The organism is Gilvibacter sp. CC01 (assembly GCF_055755295.1).
Genome location: NZ_CM146909.1, coordinates 2231186 through 2248629, shown reverse-complemented (window position 1 = coordinate 2248629; position 17444 = coordinate 2231186). Strand labels below are relative to the sequence as shown.

Annotated in this window: 17 protein-coding genes; 11 read left to right on the top strand and 6 right to left on the bottom strand. The window is 45.0% G+C overall.

Going from position 1 to position 17444, the window contains the following annotated elements:
- The first annotated feature begins 2 nt into the window (after nt 1-2).
- The 3 genes from AC0J2F_RS10585 (at nt 3) to AC0J2F_RS10575 (ending at nt 2290) form a co-directional block, all read left to right on the top strand.
- Nucleotides 3-782 (top strand): zinc ribbon domain-containing protein, encoded by a 780-nt coding sequence (locus AC0J2F_RS10585; protein WP_473007617.1) that lies wholly within the window; start codon nt 3-5, stop codon nt 780-782.
- 122 nt (nt 783-904) lie between these two features.
- Nucleotides 905-1585, top strand: a complete 681-nt coding sequence (gene msrA / locus AC0J2F_RS10580; protein ID WP_374960315.1) for a peptide-methionine (S)-S-oxide reductase MsrA — start codon at nt 905-907, stop codon at nt 1583-1585.
- A gap of 27 nt (nt 1586-1612) precedes the next feature.
- Nucleotides 1613-2290: a hypothetical protein gene (locus AC0J2F_RS10575; RefSeq protein WP_473007616.1), complete on the top strand. Its 678-nt coding sequence runs from the start codon at nt 1613-1615 to the stop codon at nt 2288-2290.
- Between the two features lie 2 nt (nt 2291-2292).
- Here the strand turns inward: AC0J2F_RS10575 and AC0J2F_RS10570 are convergent, their stop codons facing one another.
- Nucleotides 2293-4467, bottom strand: a complete 2175-nt coding sequence (locus AC0J2F_RS10570; protein WP_157663409.1) for a T9SS type A sorting domain-containing protein — start codon at nt 4465-4467, stop codon at nt 2293-2295.
- A 138-nt stretch (nt 4468-4605) separates the two neighbouring features.
- Here AC0J2F_RS10570 and kynU point away from each other — a divergent pair, with 138 nt between their 5' ends.
- Genes kynU through AC0J2F_RS10535 form a run of 7 tightly spaced genes read left to right on the top strand, consistent with a single transcriptional unit; the run spans nt 4606 to nt 11683 of the window.
- Nucleotides 4606-5877, top strand: a complete 1272-nt coding sequence (gene kynU / locus AC0J2F_RS10565; protein WP_087523195.1) for a kynureninase — start codon at nt 4606-4608, stop codon at nt 5875-5877.
- Nucleotides 5877-7268: an FAD-dependent oxidoreductase gene (locus AC0J2F_RS10560; protein WP_473007615.1), complete on the top strand. Its 1392-nt coding sequence runs from the start codon at nt 5877-5879 to the stop codon at nt 7266-7268. The genes kynU and AC0J2F_RS10560 overlap by 1 nt, the downstream gene beginning before the upstream one ends.
- An 11-nt stretch (nt 7269-7279) precedes the next feature.
- Nucleotides 7280-7696: a RidA family protein gene (locus AC0J2F_RS10555; protein WP_473007614.1), complete on the top strand. Its 417-nt coding sequence runs from the start codon at nt 7280-7282 to the stop codon at nt 7694-7696.
- Between the two features lies 1 nt (nt 7697).
- Nucleotides 7698-9149, top strand: a complete 1452-nt coding sequence (locus AC0J2F_RS10550; RefSeq protein ID WP_473007613.1) for an aldehyde dehydrogenase — start codon at nt 7698-7700, stop codon at nt 9147-9149.
- Nucleotides 9146-9928 carry an SDR family oxidoreductase gene (locus AC0J2F_RS10545; protein WP_473007612.1) on the top strand — a complete coding sequence of 261 codons (783 nt, stop codon included), beginning with the start codon at nt 9146-9148 and terminating at the stop codon, nt 9926-9928. Before AC0J2F_RS10550 ends, AC0J2F_RS10545 begins: the two co-directional genes overlap by 4 nt.
- 9 nt (nt 9929-9937) lie before the next feature.
- Complete coding sequence (locus AC0J2F_RS10540) at nt 9938-11023, top strand: amidohydrolase family protein (RefSeq protein WP_473007611.1); 1086 nt, start codon at nt 9938-9940, stop codon at nt 11021-11023.
- Between the two features lie 18 nt (nt 11024-11041).
- Nucleotides 11042-11683, top strand: coding sequence for an O-methyltransferase (locus AC0J2F_RS10535; protein WP_473007610.1), 642 nt, complete (start codon nt 11042-11044; stop codon nt 11681-11683).
- Nucleotides 11684-11685: 2 nt separating this feature from the next.
- Here the strand turns inward: AC0J2F_RS10535 and AC0J2F_RS10530 are convergent, their stop codons facing one another.
- From AC0J2F_RS10530 to AC0J2F_RS10510, 5 genes are all read right to left on the bottom strand, one after another.
- On the bottom strand, nt 11686-12021 hold the full coding sequence (locus tag AC0J2F_RS10530; RefSeq protein ID WP_087523203.1) for a Sec-independent protein translocase subunit TatA/TatB: 336 nt from the start codon (nt 12019-12021) through the stop codon (nt 11686-11688).
- Nucleotides 12022-12093: 72 nt separating this feature from the next.
- Nucleotides 12094-14394, bottom strand: coding sequence for a M1 family metallopeptidase (locus tag AC0J2F_RS10525; RefSeq protein WP_374957421.1), 2301 nt, complete (start codon nt 14392-14394; stop codon nt 12094-12096).
- Between the two features lie 90 nt (nt 14395-14484).
- Entirely contained in the window at nt 14485-14991 is a 507-nt protein-coding gene (locus AC0J2F_RS10520; RefSeq protein WP_087523205.1) for a DUF6702 family protein, read from the bottom strand.
- A gap of 88 nt (nt 14992-15079) precedes the next feature.
- Nucleotides 15080-15856 carry a hypothetical protein gene (locus AC0J2F_RS10515; RefSeq protein WP_157663410.1) on the bottom strand — a complete coding sequence of 259 codons (777 nt, stop codon included), beginning with the start codon at nt 15854-15856 and terminating at the stop codon, nt 15080-15082.
- The gene (locus tag AC0J2F_RS10510) at nt 15837-16655 is read right to left on the bottom strand and encodes a carboxypeptidase-like regulatory domain-containing protein (RefSeq protein WP_473007608.1); all 819 of its coding nucleotides are present in this window, start codon (nt 16653-16655) and stop codon (nt 15837-15839) included. The genes AC0J2F_RS10515 and AC0J2F_RS10510 overlap by 20 nt, the downstream gene beginning before the upstream one ends.
- 73 nt (nt 16656-16728) lie before the next feature.
- On the opposite strand from AC0J2F_RS10510, the gene pepE reads away from it, so the two are divergent.
- On the top strand, nt 16729-17436 hold the full coding sequence (gene pepE, locus AC0J2F_RS10505) for a dipeptidase PepE (RefSeq protein WP_473007607.1): 708 nt from the start codon (nt 16729-16731) through the stop codon (nt 17434-17436).
- The last annotated feature ends 8 nt before the right edge of the window (nt 17437-17444 follow it).

The following is a 17444-nucleotide window of genomic DNA, read 5'->3' as shown; positions in this document are numbered from 1 at the left end:
TTATGGCCAAGAAGACAGAAGCTACTGTTGAAGAGAAACTGAGAGCCCTTTACGACCTGCAATTGATTGACAGCCGCGTGGATGAGATCAGAAACGTACGTGGAGAACTTCCACTAGAAGTAGAGGACCTTGAAGACGAAGTTGCCGGAATGAACACTCGTCTGGAAAAACTAAATGCCGACCTGGCCCTTACCGACGATTCCATCAAGGACAAGAAAAACCTCATCGAGGAGTCTAAATCCCTGATCAAAAAATACAGCGAGCAACAGAACAATGTTCGCAACAATCGCGAGTACAACTCTTTGAGCAAGGAGATTGAATTCCAAGAATTAGAGATCCAATTGGCAGAAAAGCACATCAAAGAATTCAAGGCGCAGATCGAGCAAAAGAAAGAGGTTATTGAAGAGACCAAAGCTCGATTGACTGAGCGCGAAGAGCACTTAAAGCACAAGCGTGACGAATTGGATGAGATTCTAGCCGAAACCGAAAAGGAAGAAAAGGCTTTGTTGAAAGAATCAGAGTCCTTTGAACAAAAAATAGAGGAGCGTTTAGTGAATGCCTATAAGCGTATTCGTTCTAACGCAAAGAATGGGCTTGCCGTGGTGCCGATTGAGCGTGGTGCTTCTGGAGGATCTTTCTTCACTATTCCACCTCAGGTTCAGATGGAGATCGCATCTCGTAAAAAGATCATCACAGATGAACACAGTGGTCGTATCTTAGTGGATCCGCAATTGGCAGAAGAGGAACGCGAAAAAATGGCAAAGTTTTTCGACAAACTCTAACCTACTCATAACAAAAAGATTAACAAAGCCTTCAGAATTCTCTGGAGGCTTTTTTTCGTAAATTTGTAAAGGACACTTTAAGGAGTTAACCGCATTCCCGACTCTTTACAAAAACAGAACCTATGTATCACAAATCCCTCTTAGTACTTGGTCTACTTTTAAGCAGCTTAAGTGTGGCCTGTCAATCATCCAACGAAAAAAATAAAGAAGACGAAGCCTTAGCGCAGCAAAATCAATTACCTGTACAAACACAGCCACAAAATGGTCTCCATAAGGCCTATTTTGCTTCAGGTTGTTTTTGGTGTGTTGAAGCCATTTACGAAAGTGTAAAAGGCGTCTCTGAAGTGATCAATGGTTACTCTGGAGGTCATACAGAAAACCCCACTTACGAAAGCAGTAATACCGGACTCACAGGACATGCAGAAGCTGTGGAGGTTTACTACGACCCTAAAGTTGTAAGTTTTGAAACCTTAGTAGACGTTTACTTCGGATCTCAAAACATCACGCAGATCAATGGACAGGGACCCGATAGAGGTAGTCAATACCGATCTATCGTATTCTACCAGAACGAGCAGGAAAAAGCTATCATTGATGCTAAGATCGCAGCACTCAACGAGCAATTGGGGGAGCAAAAAGTTGCAGCTCAAGTCTTACCTTTTCAAAAATTCTGGGTAGCAGAAGATTACCATCAAGATTACGAGCGCCTGAATCCCTATAACCGATATATACAGAATGTCTCTATTCCGAGACTTAAAAGATTTCAAAAGAAATTTCCAGAGCTGATCAAAGAAGAAAGCCACTAATAAAAGACAACAACCAACCGACCATTTATGAAAACCATCATTATAAGTTTAGGTCTTTGCCTAGCATTGAGCAGTTGCCAGCAAACCAAAGAAGATACAGATACCCAGCAAGCTGAAGTAGTAGAGCTTTCTACAGCAGAAAAGATTGCTATGGCCCACGGCTATGAAAATTGGGACAGTGTTGAAAAACTGGCCGTTACTTTTAATGTAGATCGCGGAGAAAATCACTTTGATCGCAGCTGGATTTGGGAACCTAAAAGTGGTATGGTCACCATGATGTCCGCGCAGGACACCATTAGCTATAATCACAAACAAGTAGACAGCACCACAACGCAAGTTGACGCAGGCTTTATAAACGACAAATATTGGCTGTTGGCCCCATTCCAACTATTGTGGGATGCAGATTACTCTGAACTGAGCGAACAAACTGCACAAGTGGCACCGATCTCTGGAGATACTTTAGATGTGATTACCATTACCTATAAAAACGAGGGTGGTTACACTCCAGGCGACGCTTATGATTTCTATTACGGGAAAGACTTCACCATTAAAGAGTGGGTATTTCGAAAAAGCAATACAGAGCAAGCAAGCATGAGTACCACTTGGCAAGATTACGCCAAGTACGGCCCATTGAATCTTGCCAAAACACATAAAGACAGTTTAGGGACTGTCAACATACATTTTACCGGAATAAAGGTTAACTAAGCTTATTGTTTAAGCAGGCGTCGCACCATTAGCTTTTCGTCTTCGCCACGTACTAAGACCACAAAGTAAACTCCCGAGCGAAGCGCAGAAACGTCTAAAGTTGTTCTGTTGTTCGCGTCGAAGTTCGTAGGAGTGACCAATATTCTTCTGCCTTGTAGATCGTAAATCTCTACTGTTGTAGCATCATTAGTGGCTCCTTGAACAGTCAAGAAGTCGCTTGTAGGGTTCGGAAAAATAAAGTCACCTGCTACTGCCGGAGAACCAGAATCCACTGTTCCGTGAAAGTAGGACTCTGCCAAAGCAAAAGCATCTGTTGCCACCTCAATACCGATCTTGCGGCCTCTAATATCGTCTATAGGCGGATGTATTCCTCCCCAGATACGTGAAAGACTGGTTTGGTCTGAGGCGTCGCGATAAGTGGCCCATTGCAATTGCATGTCTACGGTCGGCCCTATCTCAAACTCCAAAAAAGCATTTGCAGGGATCTCGAAAACGCCCATCCCACCTGGAAAATATTCAGATCCGGTAAGCATGGTCAATACTTCTGCGGCTGCTCTAGAAAAAGTGGAATGTCCCGATACATAACCCGCAAAAGGCGGGGTAATAAAACTAATACGTTGGTAAGGGAACCATTCTTCTGCCAGTATCCACCCTACACCTGCTGTATCAAACTCTGGGTCTATGATGTACTCATGACCTCTCCAAGTAAACAACTTGATCTTACCCAAATGTTGTCCTGAAGCACCTTGCAAGGGATCGCCAGGCTCAACTATTTCAACATAACCAGGAACTAAAGGAATTCCGTGCGGATGATAATTATCTAAAGTCGGATCGGTACTCTGGCCCTGCTCTGCCATATAGCGAATTGCCGTCATTGGGCGCGTATAATCATACCAACCCTTGATACCCCAAGCAGAGATCGCAGAATCGTGCATAGCACCCCCAAGGATAAAATAAGACTTGATATCCCATTCCAGATCAGAAAGCTCTTCTCCTTCTCCTTTGAAACGCTTCTCCAAAAGCGGGTTGTCATTCACATAATTCATGATAGTGAACCAGTGTCCAGGAGGTGTTTCGCTATCAGGCCCGTCTGCCCAGAACTCGGCCAGAACCCTAGCGTAGTCACCGCGAGGCACCATTTGAGGTTCGTAAGGATTGCCGGTCACTGGATTGATCTCACGGCCCTGACTCGGGTCTCCTCCATTAAAAAGATCATAAAACGCCTTGTACTCGTCAAAGGTCTCCGGGAATTCATTGAGGTTCCCGATACTCGCCGGAGAAATATCGATCATGACCTCATCTGTTGGATCTAGATGAGATTGCCATATGCTAACCAAAGTGAAGCCCCATTTGTAGGCATCGTCCATTCCCAGGCCGTCTTGAATATAAGAAGGATCGGTTGGGTCGTGAAATACCCAGTAATCAAATCCGTCTCTGTTATAAATGGTGCGATCCTCATCTTTTAAGGCAAAAGAAGCAACTTGACCCCATTCTGGACTTAAAAACTCCGGAGTAGTTTCTGGAATCTCGTTACCGCTCTGGTCTATAAAACCTTCTATAAATAATGGCTGCCAGCGGTTGGGAAACTCCATGTCAGGATTACCAGAACCGTCTGTATCCAAAGGCGAGTTTACCGGTTGGTAAAAGCGGTTGGCGTAATCATTGGCTTCGTTAGACCCATCTTGCAGGCCAAATTCAATGATCTGCTGGGCTAAATAATTCCCTAAAGCTGCCGGATCTCCAGAGGAATAGTCTGTACTGCCGTTGGCAACATCGTATCCCTTGGCCTCCATCAGTCCAAATATTCTAGTGAAGATATTGTCTTGGCCCGGAGAAGATGAAAATCTGTTCAACATGATTCTAAAAACGGCAAAACTCAAGGCCTCCTCCAAGGCCTCCTCTGTAGGAACAGAAGACTCGAAACCGTCAAAAGGAATATTGAAATCTCCCAAGGTCTGACCTAGAAAATAGGTCTGCGCCTCAGGATGAAAAACTGCCCAAACATCGTACATGGCCGCAGAGGTATGCCATAAATTTCTGGCATGTACGGTAGGTCTGGCGAAGTCATTTCTAATGGCATTGAGTACTTCCTCATTCCATTCTCTAGCTATACTTTGCCCGTCAGCACTCCAAAAAGTAGTCATGCAAAGCAGTAAAACGAGTAGAATTTTTTTCACAGGGATAATTTTGGCTAAATGTAAGAAAGAATTGGGAAACTATAGCCTTGAATCCGTTGGTTACTCGGTATTTAAGGGCTCCTTAAAAAACAATCAGAATTGCTTACTTTTGTTTGAGGCGCCACTTACCTGACCGATATGCACAAAAACACTTTGGAATACGCGCAGCAATGCGACCAAAACGATCCGATTCGCGATTTCAGATCTCAGTTTCATTTGCCAACAGACACACACGGAAATCCAATGATCTATCTCTGCGGAAACTCCCTAGGGCTTCAGCCCAAATCTACAGAGCAATACATTAAACAAGAGCTTGACGATTGGGCCAAATTGGGTGTTGAAGGACATACTCATGCACGAAAACCGTGGCTGCCCTATCACGAATTTCTAACCGATCAAATGGCCGCAATAGTCGGGGCAAAACCAGAAGAAGTGGTCATTATGAACACCCTAACGGTGAATCTACACTTGATGATGGTTTCCTTTTACAGACCTACCAAGACCCGTTACAAGATCATCATAGAAAGTGACGCCTTCCCTTCTGACAAATACGCGGTAGAAAGTCAATTGGAAATGCATGGGATCGACCCAAAAGACGGCTTGCTATTATGGTATCCGCCCAAAGGTGAGGCCATTTGTCGCATGGAAGACCTGGAAAGACTGCTCAACGACAACAAAGACGAAGTTGCCTTGATCATGATAGGCAGCACCAATTACTACAGCGGTCAGGCCTTTCCACTAAAAGAAATAACAAGGCTCGGTCACCAGCACGGAGCTATGGTAGGATTCGATCTCGCTCACGGAGCGGGCAATATCCAACCCAATTTACACGAATGCGGAGCTGATTTTGCGGTCTGGTGCAGCTACAAATACTTGAACAGCGGCCCGGGAAGTTTAGGCGGATGCTTTGTACACGAAAGACACAGACACAATCCGGAACTCAAACGTTTTGCTGGCTGGTGGGGTCACAACAAGGAATCCCGATTCAATATGCGCCAAGAATTTGATGTTTTGCCGGGCGCCGAAGGATGGCAGCTCAGCAACCCTCCTATTTTGAGTATGGCTGCGATCCGTGCTTCGCTTCAGGTATTTGCGGATGCTGGTTTTGATAAGATCAGGCAAAAGAGTGTGCAACTTACCGGCTTTTTAGAATTCTTGCTTAACGATATGGGCGATCCTAATATTCAGATCATCACGCCGAGCGATCCGCAGCAAAGAGGCAGTCAATTAAGCATACAAGTAAAGAATGCGGACCGAAAATTACACGATGCGCTAACCGACCAAGGTGTTATTAGTGATTGGCGCGAGCCAGATGTGATCAGAGTCGCTCCGGCGGCACTCTACACGCGCTTTGAAGATGTCTACGAATTTATAAATCGATTGAAGAACGCCTTAGCTAAATTGTATTAATGACAGCGAAAAATTCACATATACTCATAGTTGGCGCCGGACTTTGTGGAAGCCTTTTGGCCCTACGGATGGCACAGCGCGGTCATCGCGTTACGCTAATGGAACGCAGACCAGATCTGAGGAAAGTAACTCAAGATGCTGGGAGATCGATTAACCTGGCCTTCTCCAATCGCGGCATGAAGGGCATGAAATTGGTCGGTTTGGAAAAAGAGGTTACTGCCTTGTGTATCCCCATGTTCGGGCGTATGATCCATGACCCTAAGGGAAATACTTTTCTGAGTCCCTATAGTGGTCGGGAGGGAGAATACATCAACTCCATTTCGCGCCCAGGGCTCAATGCACTGCTGCTCGACGCGGCAGAAGCGCACGAGGGAGTGGAGATAATCTTTGATCAAAAATGTGTCAGCGTAGACTTGGAAAAAGCCTCCGCTGTATTTAAAGACTACAAGACAGATGAGGTCCGCAGTTATCAAGCTGATGTACTAATTGGTACAGACGGAGCCGGTAGTGTGGTGCGTAAGGCCATGTTCAACCACAAACGCTTTCTCTTTAGTTTTTCTCAACAATGGCTTACCCACGGCTATAAAGAATTGACCATTCCGGCGGCTGCAAATGGCGGTTACAAAACCGATAAAGGCGCCTTGCACATCTGGCCTAGAGGCGAAGATATGTTGATAGCACTTCCAAATTTAGATGGTAGTTTCACTGTTACTTTATTTTTACCCTATAGCAACAGTGATTATTGTTTCGACAATCTGACCTCCGAAGAAAAGGTTATGGAATATTTCACCAACGAATTTCCAGACACCTTGGAACTGATGCCCAATTTGGCCAAGGAATTCTTTGAGAATCCAACAGCACCTTTGGGTACTATAAAATGTTCCCCTTGGGATGCCTATGGTAGGGTTTTATTGATGGGGGACGCGGCGCATGCCATAGTTCCTTTTTACGGACAAGGGATGAACGCCTCCTTTGAGGACGTGGTGGAATTTGATAAAATATTAGACGAGACCGAGGACGACTGGGCCCAGGCCTTTAACTTATTCAGCCAGCGACGTAAAAAAGACACCGACGCTATTGCCGATCTGGCCGTGGACAACTTCCATGAAATGAAAGAACATACGGCCAACCCATTGTTTCAGGCCAAAAGAAAAGTAGAAACTGCCCTGGAAAGTAATTTTCCGGAGTCTTATTCTTCTAAATATTCTTTGGTAACCTTTAGCGAGGATATTCCTTATGCCGAGGCCATGCGCCGCGGACGAGCTCAAGACAAAGCGATCTTAAATCTGTTGGACGACGGATTGCTTCCAGAGGACCTCACCCTTGAGGAGAAATTAAAAATTGTTAAGAATCACACAGAAGAAATCCTCCACGAGGACGATCTTCTATAAAGTACAAAAGCATGAAGAGTAGATTAGTATCTGGCAAAGCTAAACCCAGAGGAGCCTATCCACACGTAAAACGCGTTGGCGATTTTATATTCATCAGTGGAACCAGTTCTCGACTTCCTGACAACAGTTTTGCAGGTGTACATCAGGTAGACGAAATGGGAACCATGCACTTGGATGTACGTGAGCAAACTCGCGCGGTCTTAGAAAATATCAAAGATTATCTGGCTACAGAAGGTGCTACTATGGAAGATGTTGTCGATGTAACCAGTTTTTTGGTGAACATGAATGACTTTGCTGGTTATAACGAAGTTTATGGCGAGTACTTCAATTCAGAATCCGGACCAGCTCGAACTACCGTGGCGGTACACCAGCTGCCGCATCCGAATTTGGTAATTGAGATCAAAGCAATGGCGTATAAGCCGCTATAGTATGGAAAAGCTGCAAAACTTTATCGACGGCAAATATTGCGACCCACTAGACGACCAGTGGTTAGACAATTATGTTCCCAGTACGGGGGAGCATTCCCAGCAAATTCCTGCATCCAACGCCAAAGACGTTGAGCAGGCATATCAGGCTGCAAAAAAAGCATTTCCGACTTGGTCACAAACCCCGATAGAGACCCGTAGCAGTATTTTAATTAAACTGGCCGACCTAATCGCAGCAGATCTAGACAAACTAGCTAAGGCAGAAGCCTTGGACAATGGGAAACCCCTAGCGCTCGCTACCAAAGTAGACATACCGAGAGCATCGGCGAACTTCAGATTCTTTGGCAACGCCATTACCCAATTCGCTTCTGAGGCTCATGAGAATCTTGCTTCGGATTCTATCAATTTTACTTTGCGTCAACCTTTAGGCGTGGTTGGTTGTATCTCTCCTTGGAACTTACCACTCTACCTTTTCAGTTGGAAGATCGCTCCTGCTTTGGCCGCAGGAAATACTGTGGTTGCCAAACCGAGTGAGATTACTCCGGTCACGGCAGCCTTACTCGGAAAATATTGCAATGAAGCGGGGCTGCCGGCAGGCGTTTTAAACATTGTTCACGGAAAAGGTCCAGAAGCAGGACAGGCAATAGTAGCGCATCCGGGCATAAAGGCCATTTCGTTTACAGGAGGAACTACTACTGGAGCAGCTATAGCAAGGACAGCTGCCCCAATGTTCAAAAAGTTGTCTTTGGAATTGGGTGGCAAGAATCCCAATATCATTTTTGCCGATTGCGACTTTGAGAAGATGCTGCAAGTAACCTTAAAGTCGTCATTTGCCAACCAAGGACAGATCTGCCTTTGCGGTAGTCGCATCTTTGTACAAGAAGAAATTTATGAAAAGTTCAAAGAAGCTTTTATTCCCGCGGTCGAAGCCCTTAAGGTAGGACCCTCGCTAGCTACTGGCATTGACCTAGGAGCTGTGGTGTCAAAGCAGCATATGGAGAAGATTTTAAGCTATACGGCTTTGGCCGAATCCGAAGGGAAGTTGCTCTGCGGAGGGAAACAGTTACAGCTCGAAGATGCTCCTAATGGTTATTATATCGCTCCCACTGTAATAGAAGTAGGGACGACCCAATGCCGATTGCAGCAAGAAGAAATTTTTGGCCCGGTTGTGACCATTATGCCCTTTAAAACTGAAGAAGAAGCCCTAGCCCTAGCCAACGATGTACCTTATGGCTTGTCGGCTACGGTCTGGACAACCAACATAGACCGAAGTATACGCGTGTCTAAGGCCCTAGAGGCTGGAATAGTTTGGGTAAACACCTGGCTCAATCGAGATCTACGCACCCCTTTTGGCGGTGTAAAAGCCAGTGGTGTAGGCCGCGAAGGTGGTTTTGAAGCTTTGCGCTTTTTTACCGAACCCAAAAACATTTGCATACAATACAAAACCAATACATGAATTTAGACTTAAGTGATAAGAATGCTCTGGTTTGCGGGGCATCTGCAGGAATAGGCGCAGCTTCTGCGCGAGCATTGGCCGCATTAGGAGCACGAGTGACCTTAGTTGCGCGTAACGCAGAAAAGCTCGCGGCAGTTTTACAATCTCTGGATAACCAAGAAGAAGCACACGACTTTCTGGTTGCCGATTTTAGCAATCCGGAGAATTTAAAAGCGGCCTTGGCAGAACTGCCTGAAGATAGGAACTATCACATCTTGATCAATAATACTGGAGGACCCAAAGGCGGTCCTATTTACAGTGCAGCTCCAGAAGAATTTACCCAAGCCTTTGCGCAGCATCTGGTGTGCAATCAGTTGCTCAGTCAAGCTTTGGTGCCGGGAATGCAAAAAGATGGTTACGGTAGAATAATCAACATCATTTCCACCTCTGTAAAACAACCCATAGACGGACTCGGTGTAAGCAACACCATTCGTGGCGCAGTAGCTAATTGGGCTAAAACCTTGGCCAACGAATTGGGGCCATCCGGAGTAACAGTAAACAACGTACTTCCTGGTTTTACCGCTACAGACCGATTGGCCGATATTGTAAAAGGCGCCTCTAAGCGTTTTCAAAAGACCGAAGAAGAGGCAGCAGCCTTTATGCGACAGCTGGTGCCTAGCAGACGTTTTGCAGAACCAGAAGAAATTGCCAATGCAGTGGCTTTTCTGGCCTCCCCAGCTGCCAGTTATATAAACGGGATTAATTTGCCTGTAGACGGCGGAAGAACCAAAAGTTTGTAACTTAGAAGGGTGGAGAGAAAATTACGCATAAACGGACACTCGCATTTACTCCCTTATCCGGAAGAGATTCCAGATTTTATGAAGGAGAAAGGCATTTTTTGGGTCGATAAGGATCGCAAATTCATGCTGCAAAAGAATTGGAGCCGACCGGTTACCGATTCCAGTTTCTTCTTAGATGAGAAATTGGCTTGGATGGAGCGCTTTAAGATTGATCACGCAGTGGTCTTGAACTTGTCCCAATTGTACGGTAACGGTTTGCGTCTGGAAGAGATGAAACAGGCCTTGCGATTTCAAAACGATTTTAATGCGCGCATCCAGCACGACAACCCTTCTAAATTCACTTGCGGTTTCGTAGTGCATCCTGGCTTTGTGCGCGGAGCTCTGTGGGAAATTGAACGCTGTGTAGAAGAATTGGGCTTACAACTGTTATGTCTGCCTACACACTACATGGATACCATCGGGACATGGCGCTGTATCTTTGACGAAGAGAACGAGCCTATATTTGAACTAGCTAGTAAATACAATTTAGCAGTAGAAATCCATCCGTATGATGGAGAAAAATTCATCTTGCTTGAAAATACCGCTTGGCGTTTCCACCTGATCTGGATGTTGGCGCAATGTGCAGATGCTTACCATTTCTTGACACTCAATGGCTATGCGGACAAATACCCCAATATGCGGGTTTGTTTTGCCCACGGTGGTCAATTGGCACAAATTAATTTAGGCCGACGCATTCAAGGTTTTGACGGTCGCCCTGACCTTTTTGAAGGCAAGGTGCATCCGCGGAAATCTGTAGGTCACAAAAACATCTTTTTTGACACTTTGGTTCACGATACTGGTGGGCTAAAACTCCTAATAGAGAACCAAGGCTCTAAGCAAGTATTGGTAGGTCTGGACGATCCGTATCCGCTAGGGGAAATGGAGAGCGCTCCGCAGTCCTCTTACCCTGGAAAGATCTTAGACTTGGCGCGCCAGCGTGAAATACTCACCGAAAAAGAATGTGATGCTATGTGGGAAGACAACGTACTGCAGTGGCTTCACGGAGACGATGAGGCGTCAAAGCAGGCCCTTAGAAAACGTATTCTTGGAGGTTAATTTTATATTTTTCAGTCCATGCATTTCTTACCAGAAGCCATTGACCAATACGCCGTAGCGCATTCTCAAGAAGAACCTGAACTTTTACAAAAACTCAGCAAAGAGACTTGGCAAAAGGTCTTGAACCCGCGCATGCTAAGCGGACACTATCAGGGAAGAGTTTTAAGCTTACTGGCCAAGATCATTCGACCTAAAACGATATTGGAGTTAGGCACTTACACAGGCTATTCTGCCTTGTGCATGTTAGAAGGATTACATCCCGAAGGTGAGATCCACACCCTGGATCAAAACGAGGAATTATACGACCTGCAACGCAAATACTTTGACCTGTCTGGAGCGGGAGATCGCATTCATCAACATTTGGGTGCTGCTTTAGATATATTGCCAACCTTAGACTTAAAGTACGATCTGGTCTTTATGGATGCAGATAAACGCAACTATCCAAAATATTTGGAGTTGATACTGCCCAAGATGAATTCCGGAGGGATCATTCTAAGCGATAATGTCTTGTGGAGCGGAAAGGTAGTTCAGCAGCTTGAGCCCGATGATATCGACACCAAGGCCTTACTAGAATACAACCGCACTCTAGCGACTCATCCGCAGCTAGAAACGGTACTCTTACCCATACGCGACGGGCTCACCATTACAAGAGTAAAATAAAATTACAGACTCGGCTTGTTTCCTGGCAGTTCGCCAGAACGCGATTTGGAAAGTGGGTCGCGGCCTATAGTACCGCTAACCTGCTCAATGCTCTTTTTGGTTTCCTGAAGGCTGTCCTGTACATCTTTAACGATACTGGTATCTATGCCTTGCTGCTCTGCACTTTTGGTGATCTCACTTTTGATCTCGTTGGTGGCATCTTTGATCTGACGCATCCCTTTCCCTAAACCTCGGGCAATGGTCGGGATCTTATCGGCACCAAACACCAACAATACCACAAAGAGAATGAACATGATCTCTGGGGTACTGATAAAGCCAAAAATAAACAATGCTTGCATGTTGCAAATATAACTAAGATTGCGGGCAGGGGTAAAAAAAAGCCCCGAAATATTCGGGGCTCTTTTTAAAGTTTAGTCCTTGATACCTTCTTTGAACTGATCGAACTCGCCAAGCTTTTTGCGCTTAGGCCATGAATTGTTCGACGTATCGATATCTGCAGTTTCTTCGTCAGGATCTACAACGATCTTAGTGATCTCTTGCTCAGATGCGATTACCTTGCCTACTTGAGCATCGTTCTTTCTCCAGATCTCTGCCGGATAGGTCTCGCGCTTTGTAGAACCATCGGCATAGGTGTACTCTACAATGATCGGCATAGGAATTCCTCCTGGCTTTTCAAAGGTCACTTCGTAGAAGTATTTTGGCTTAGTAACAGCCGCACGCTCCTGGGGAGTCATATTGTCCATCATATATTCTTTGATCGATGGGATATCTTCTAGCGTTGTGTTCACCATAGACTCTTCGAAATCTTCGCTGTCTTCTGCTACATAATACACTAATGGTGGCAGATCGCTCTCTGTCAAACCGCGCGCTTCCATGATTTCGCGTACTTCTGCATTGATCTTGTTGGTCACGTAGAATTTCTTCACTTCGCCTACTCCCATATCGACAAAGTCGGTGGTGTAGAACCAAGAACGCCAGAACCAATCCAAGTCAAAGGCAGAGGCGTCTTCCATAGTTCGGAAGAAGTCTTCTGGAGTTGGGTGCTTGAACATCCAACGGTTAGCGTAAGTTTTAAAAGCGTAATCGAACAACTCGCGTCCCATTACGGTCTCACGAAGAATGTTTAAAGCTGTTGCTGGCTTTCCGTAAGCATTAGCACCAAATTGATAGGTGTTCAAACCTTTGGTCATAATTGGCGCAATATAGTCTTGGTCGCTGCTCATATAATCTACAATGTTCTTTGCAGGTCCACGACGTGATGGATAGCTCTTATTTGGTGCAATGGCGTCAGGATACCACTCGCCAAAGTCTTGCTCGGCCACGTATTGTAAGAAGGTATTCAATCCTTCGTCCATCCAAGTCCACTGACGCTCGTCACTGTTCACGATCATTGGAAAATAGTTGTGTCCTACCTCGTGGATGATCACAGAGATCATTCCGTATTTGGTGCGCTCGCTATACGTTCCATCAGGATTTGGACGTCCGTAGTTCCAACAGATCATAGGATACTCCATCCCTTGGTTACGGGCGTGAACCGAGATCGCTTTGTGGTAAGGATAATCGAAGGTCATACGAGAATAACTCTTCAAAGTACTGGCAACGGCCATGGTAGAGTATTCTTCCCAAAGTGGGTTTCCCTCTTTTGGATAAAGTGAAACAGCCATTACATCTTTGTTGCCGATCTTAACAGCCATCATGTCCCAAATGAAACGACGAGAAGTAGCGAATCCGAAGTCACGAACCATCTCTGCCTTGAACTTCCAGGTCTTTTTTGCGGTAGCAAAACTATTTTCTTTCGCCTCTGCTTCTTCTTGAGAAACAATGATCACAGGCTTGTCATAAGTCTTCTTAGCCAACTCGTAACGCTTCATCATTTCTTTGGTGAAGACTTCTTTGCGGTTGGTCAAAACCCCAGTTGCATCGGTAATGTGGTCTGCAGGAACGGTCAGATTCACTTCAAAGTTTCCGAAAGGCAACGCGAATTCATCGCGGCCCCAGAACTGTGAATTCTGCCATCCTTCTACATCATTGTAAACGGCCATACGCGGATAGAACTGCGCAATTACATAAGCGCGATTTCCGTCTTCGAACTCCTCATACCCACTACGAGCACGGTCTGTCACGTGGTTGTTTACATTGTACCACCACTTGATGCTGAAGGTGAATTTTTCACCAGTGTTCAATGTTTTAGGCATTTCTACACGCATCATCGTTTGGTGGATGATGTACGGCAGATTGGCTCCTTTAGAATCTTTCACCGCCTCAATGTTGAATCCTCCGTCAAATCCGCCATCCATGAATTTAGAAGCGAATCCGCCAGGCTGCTCAGCTGGAGGAACTCCATCGCCTTCGATAAGCGGCGACTTGGAATCCTTAGCACGAACGTTTTGATCTAACTGTACCCACAAATAATCCAATGGATCTGGAGAATTGTTAGTGTAAGTAATGGTTTCAAATCCGTAGAGCTTGGCGTTCTTATCGTCCAATTCGATGTCCATCACGTAGTCAGCTTGCTGCTGATAGTACTGTGGTCCTGGAGCACCACTAGCAGAACGGAACATGTTCGGCGTAGAGAACTCCTGATACATCTGTCGGAATTTGTTGTTATTGATGTGTCCGCCTTTGCGGGCTTCACTTTCCTGCTCCTGACCAAAGGCCGTACCGGCGATCAGTGCAAAAGAGAGTAAAGCGATCAACTTAGAGAATTTCATCAGTTTCGGGTTTTGTTTGAATTATTGTGATTATTAGTTGCTTTTTAAGGGCCTTAAAAATAGCTCTTTAAGGCTTGATTTTTCTGGCGTTTAATTAAATTTTAACATGTCCGTAGACTCGTCTTTGAGCAAGATCAGACTGCGACGATTATCGTCTTTTTTAATGTGGACTATATTTTGCTGCTCGGGAAACAATTCAAAAAGCAGATCATTAGTTACCTCCAAACTCTTAAGATCTTGTATGCCAGTTACTTCTAAATAACAAGACAAAGTCTCCACTTCGTACTTTTTTCCGAGGTACTGCGGAGTCACTGCAGCGCCATTGGCCTTGAGCTGTATTTTTTTGAGCAAATACTTTTCTATATAGGCGTCTACGGTCTGGCTGTCTTTGGTACTGTCTAGAATCAGATCTGAATCATAACGCTCTTGAAGTACATCTTCAAAATCGTCAATAAAGATCTTGGTAATGATCTGTAAACTCTGTTGGGAAGCTACATATTCGATCTTGGTGATGCTCACATAGAATTTATGCGTCGATGAGGTTGCCAATAGCAGCGGCAAACTCAGCAATAATAAAAAAATAGAAACTCTTCGCATTGTTTTCTTTTTGCATTCATGGGCAAGAACTGCGCCAAAAACACCTCCATAGGACGCAAAGATAACATCCTTTGTTACAAATTCTTTGTTAATCTTCGGATTCCTCCAAACGACCTAAGTAGACCACAGATCGCTCCTTAAAATGATTCAAGACCAGCCCGTATTGCGCCACTTCGAAGTCCCGCTGAACACTAGTGGTCTCTATACAGAAGAGGAGAAAATCATAGACCCTATCAGTAGGGACTTGGTAAGATTCCTTAAAGAAATCCGCAGAATACATGGCCAAGATCTCGGAGACCACAACGTTCTGCTGCTCCCATTTTCTTTTTATGCGGAGCTTTTTGTAATACCCACTCATATGCTTGTATAGCACCTCCAAGTCTACGGTGGTAATTGTACCTATTCCTGTTATGATAGGAACAATCTTTTCCTCAGGCTCCCCAATGAACCCGGGTATGCCCACATCGTTAAAGTTAATTGGAGTCTCCACTTCAATATCACGGGCATCTTGTTGCAGATTCCCGCTTAAGTTGGGTTTTATAAACACCTCATCAAGCTCGGTGACACGGTCTTCTAAAACAACCGCAACGGCTTGTAAATTGATCATTTGCTGATCTATAATGAGCTCTTTGAGTTGATAGCGGACAGAAGAGAAATAAAGGGTATCGTTTAGACTAACACGGATATTGAAATTCCCTGCTTCATTGGTTATGGTGTTAATACCTTTAGTCCGATTCAATACATGAACCCCTTCTATATCGGCGGTGTTTAGCAATTGCCCTTTCAGATCGACTTGCTGCGCCTGAAGCTGAAAACTCAAACTAAACAAGAGAAATAAAGCAATTCTAATCTTCAGTGCGCTCAAGGTATAAAGTACTTTGTTGCTTTAAAAAGCCGAGCAGACGAATTTCGTTCTCCGGTTTTAAATAACCCTCTGGAATTCCTTGCTCTTGTACAAAGTAAATGAAGTCGTCGTAACGCGTTTGCGGAATACTGTAGGAGTCTTCAAAGAAATAGACATTGTATCGCTGTCGCAGCACTGTGGCCACGATTTCTTCGGATTGAATGCTGCTCAACTCTTTGGCTTGCCTACGCTTCTTCCGATCTTTGCCAATAAACTCCAAGATTCCCAGCGGTGTGAATCCGTATTGCATGACATTCAGATTGGAAACCTCTTCCGATACCACGTTGCGGATGCGGCTTTGAGCATCGTCTTTAAAGTCGTATTCAAACTCCATGGACTGATAATCAAAGCTAAGCGCCGTGTCAAAATCGTAGACCTTGACGCGTCCTACATCCACCTCTACATTCCCAGTTAGATCATAAGGCCTTACGATCACCTCTTCCAATTGATTCAAATTGGGATTCAAATAGATCTTTAGGCTTTTATTCTCAATAACCCCTTCGTCTATGATCACGGTAAAGGATTGAAACTGCAAGGCAGTAATGAGCACTCTGTCATTAGCCGCCATTTCTAGCTGAAAGCTGCCGTCAATTTCAGAGATGGTCCCTTTTTGTGAAGATCGGTTATACACGCTAATCCCTTCCAAATCCTCTCCAGGCGGAGCCGTGAGTTGACCTTGTACCATGACTCGGGTGATCTGTTGAGCAGCCACTGGCGCTAGCAGAAAAAGAAAGCATACAGAGAGGTAGAATTTTCGCATACTCTAATTTACGACACAAACTCTAATATATCCCTTAAATTAGAGGCATTCTTATGTTAAATCCGTTATAAAGTTGCAAAATCTCATTCTCGCCAGCACCTCGACAGTTCACGGTCAAGGCTATTTAGAATACTTAAAACCAACACTCAGATCATTCTTTTCTGGAGTGCGTGAGTTACTCTTTATACCCTACGCGCGGCCTGGAGGTATTACACATGAGGAGTATACGACACATGCTGAGAAATTTTTTGCTCAACTCGACATTGCGGTTGTTGGGCTACACACTTTTAGAGACCCCGTGTTTGCCATAAAGAATGCACAGGCTATCTTCACAGGTGGTGGTAACACCTTTGTGCTGGTCAAGGCGCTACATCAAAACGGACAAATGGCGACCTTACGCGCCAAACTGTTTAGTGGCACTCCATATTTGGGAACCAGTGCTGGCAGTAATATCTGCGGAGTGAATATGCAGACCACTAACGACATGCCTATCGTGTATCCGCCTTCTTTTAAAACCTTAGGAATGATTCCCTGTAACATTAATCCGCATTACCTGGATCCAATCGCAGGAAGCACCCATATGGGCGAAACGCGCCAAACGCGTATTGAAGAATTCCACAGTCAGAATTCTATTCCGGTAATAGGTTTGCGCGAAGGGAGCTGGCTAGCGGTTAGCGGTGAATCGATCGTACTTAAAGGGCCACATTCAGCAAGATTGTTCAAGCAACATGCATTAGCTGAGGAGCTACCTCCCGAAACTGCCATTCAAAGTTACTTATAGCAATTGTT

Bases quoted from the DNA above. Each gene is read 5' to 3' on its own strand.
- AC0J2F_RS10585 (WP_473007617.1), top strand. From the start codon at position 3: ATGGCCAAGAAGACAGAAGCTACTGTTGAAGAGAAACTGAGAGCCCTT.
- msrA (WP_374960315.1), top strand. From the start codon at position 905: ATGTATCACAAATCCCTCTTAGTACTTGGTCTACTTTTAAGCAGCTTA.
- AC0J2F_RS10575 (WP_473007616.1), top strand. From the start codon at position 1,613: ATGAAAACCATCATTATAAGTTTAGGTCTTTGCCTAGCATTGAGCAGT.
- kynU (WP_087523195.1), top strand. From the start codon at position 4,606: ATGCACAAAAACACTTTGGAATACGCGCAGCAATGCGACCAAAACGAT.
- AC0J2F_RS10560 (WP_473007615.1), top strand. From the start codon at position 5,877: ATGACAGCGAAAAATTCACATATACTCATAGTTGGCGCCGGACTTTGT.
- AC0J2F_RS10555 (WP_473007614.1), top strand. From the start codon at position 7,280: ATGAAGAGTAGATTAGTATCTGGCAAAGCTAAACCCAGAGGAGCCTAT.
- AC0J2F_RS10550 (WP_473007613.1), top strand. From the start codon at position 7,698: ATGGAAAAGCTGCAAAACTTTATCGACGGCAAATATTGCGACCCACTA.
- AC0J2F_RS10545 (WP_473007612.1), top strand. From the start codon at position 9,146: ATGAATTTAGACTTAAGTGATAAGAATGCTCTGGTTTGCGGGGCATCT.
- AC0J2F_RS10535 (WP_473007610.1), top strand. From the start codon at position 11,042: ATGCATTTCTTACCAGAAGCCATTGACCAATACGCCGTAGCGCATTCT.
- AC0J2F_RS10530 (WP_087523203.1), bottom strand. From the start codon at position 12,021: ATGCAAGCATTGTTTATTTTTGGCTTTATCAGTACCCCAGAGATCATG.
- AC0J2F_RS10525 (WP_374957421.1), bottom strand. From the start codon at position 14,394: ATGAAATTCTCTAAGTTGATCGCTTTACTCTCTTTTGCACTGATCGCC.
- AC0J2F_RS10520 (WP_087523205.1), bottom strand. From the start codon at position 14,991: ATGCGAAGAGTTTCTATTTTTTTATTATTGCTGAGTTTGCCGCTGCTA.
- AC0J2F_RS10510 (WP_473007608.1), bottom strand. From the start codon at position 16,655: ATGCGAAAATTCTACCTCTCTGTATGCTTTCTTTTTCTGCTAGCGCCA.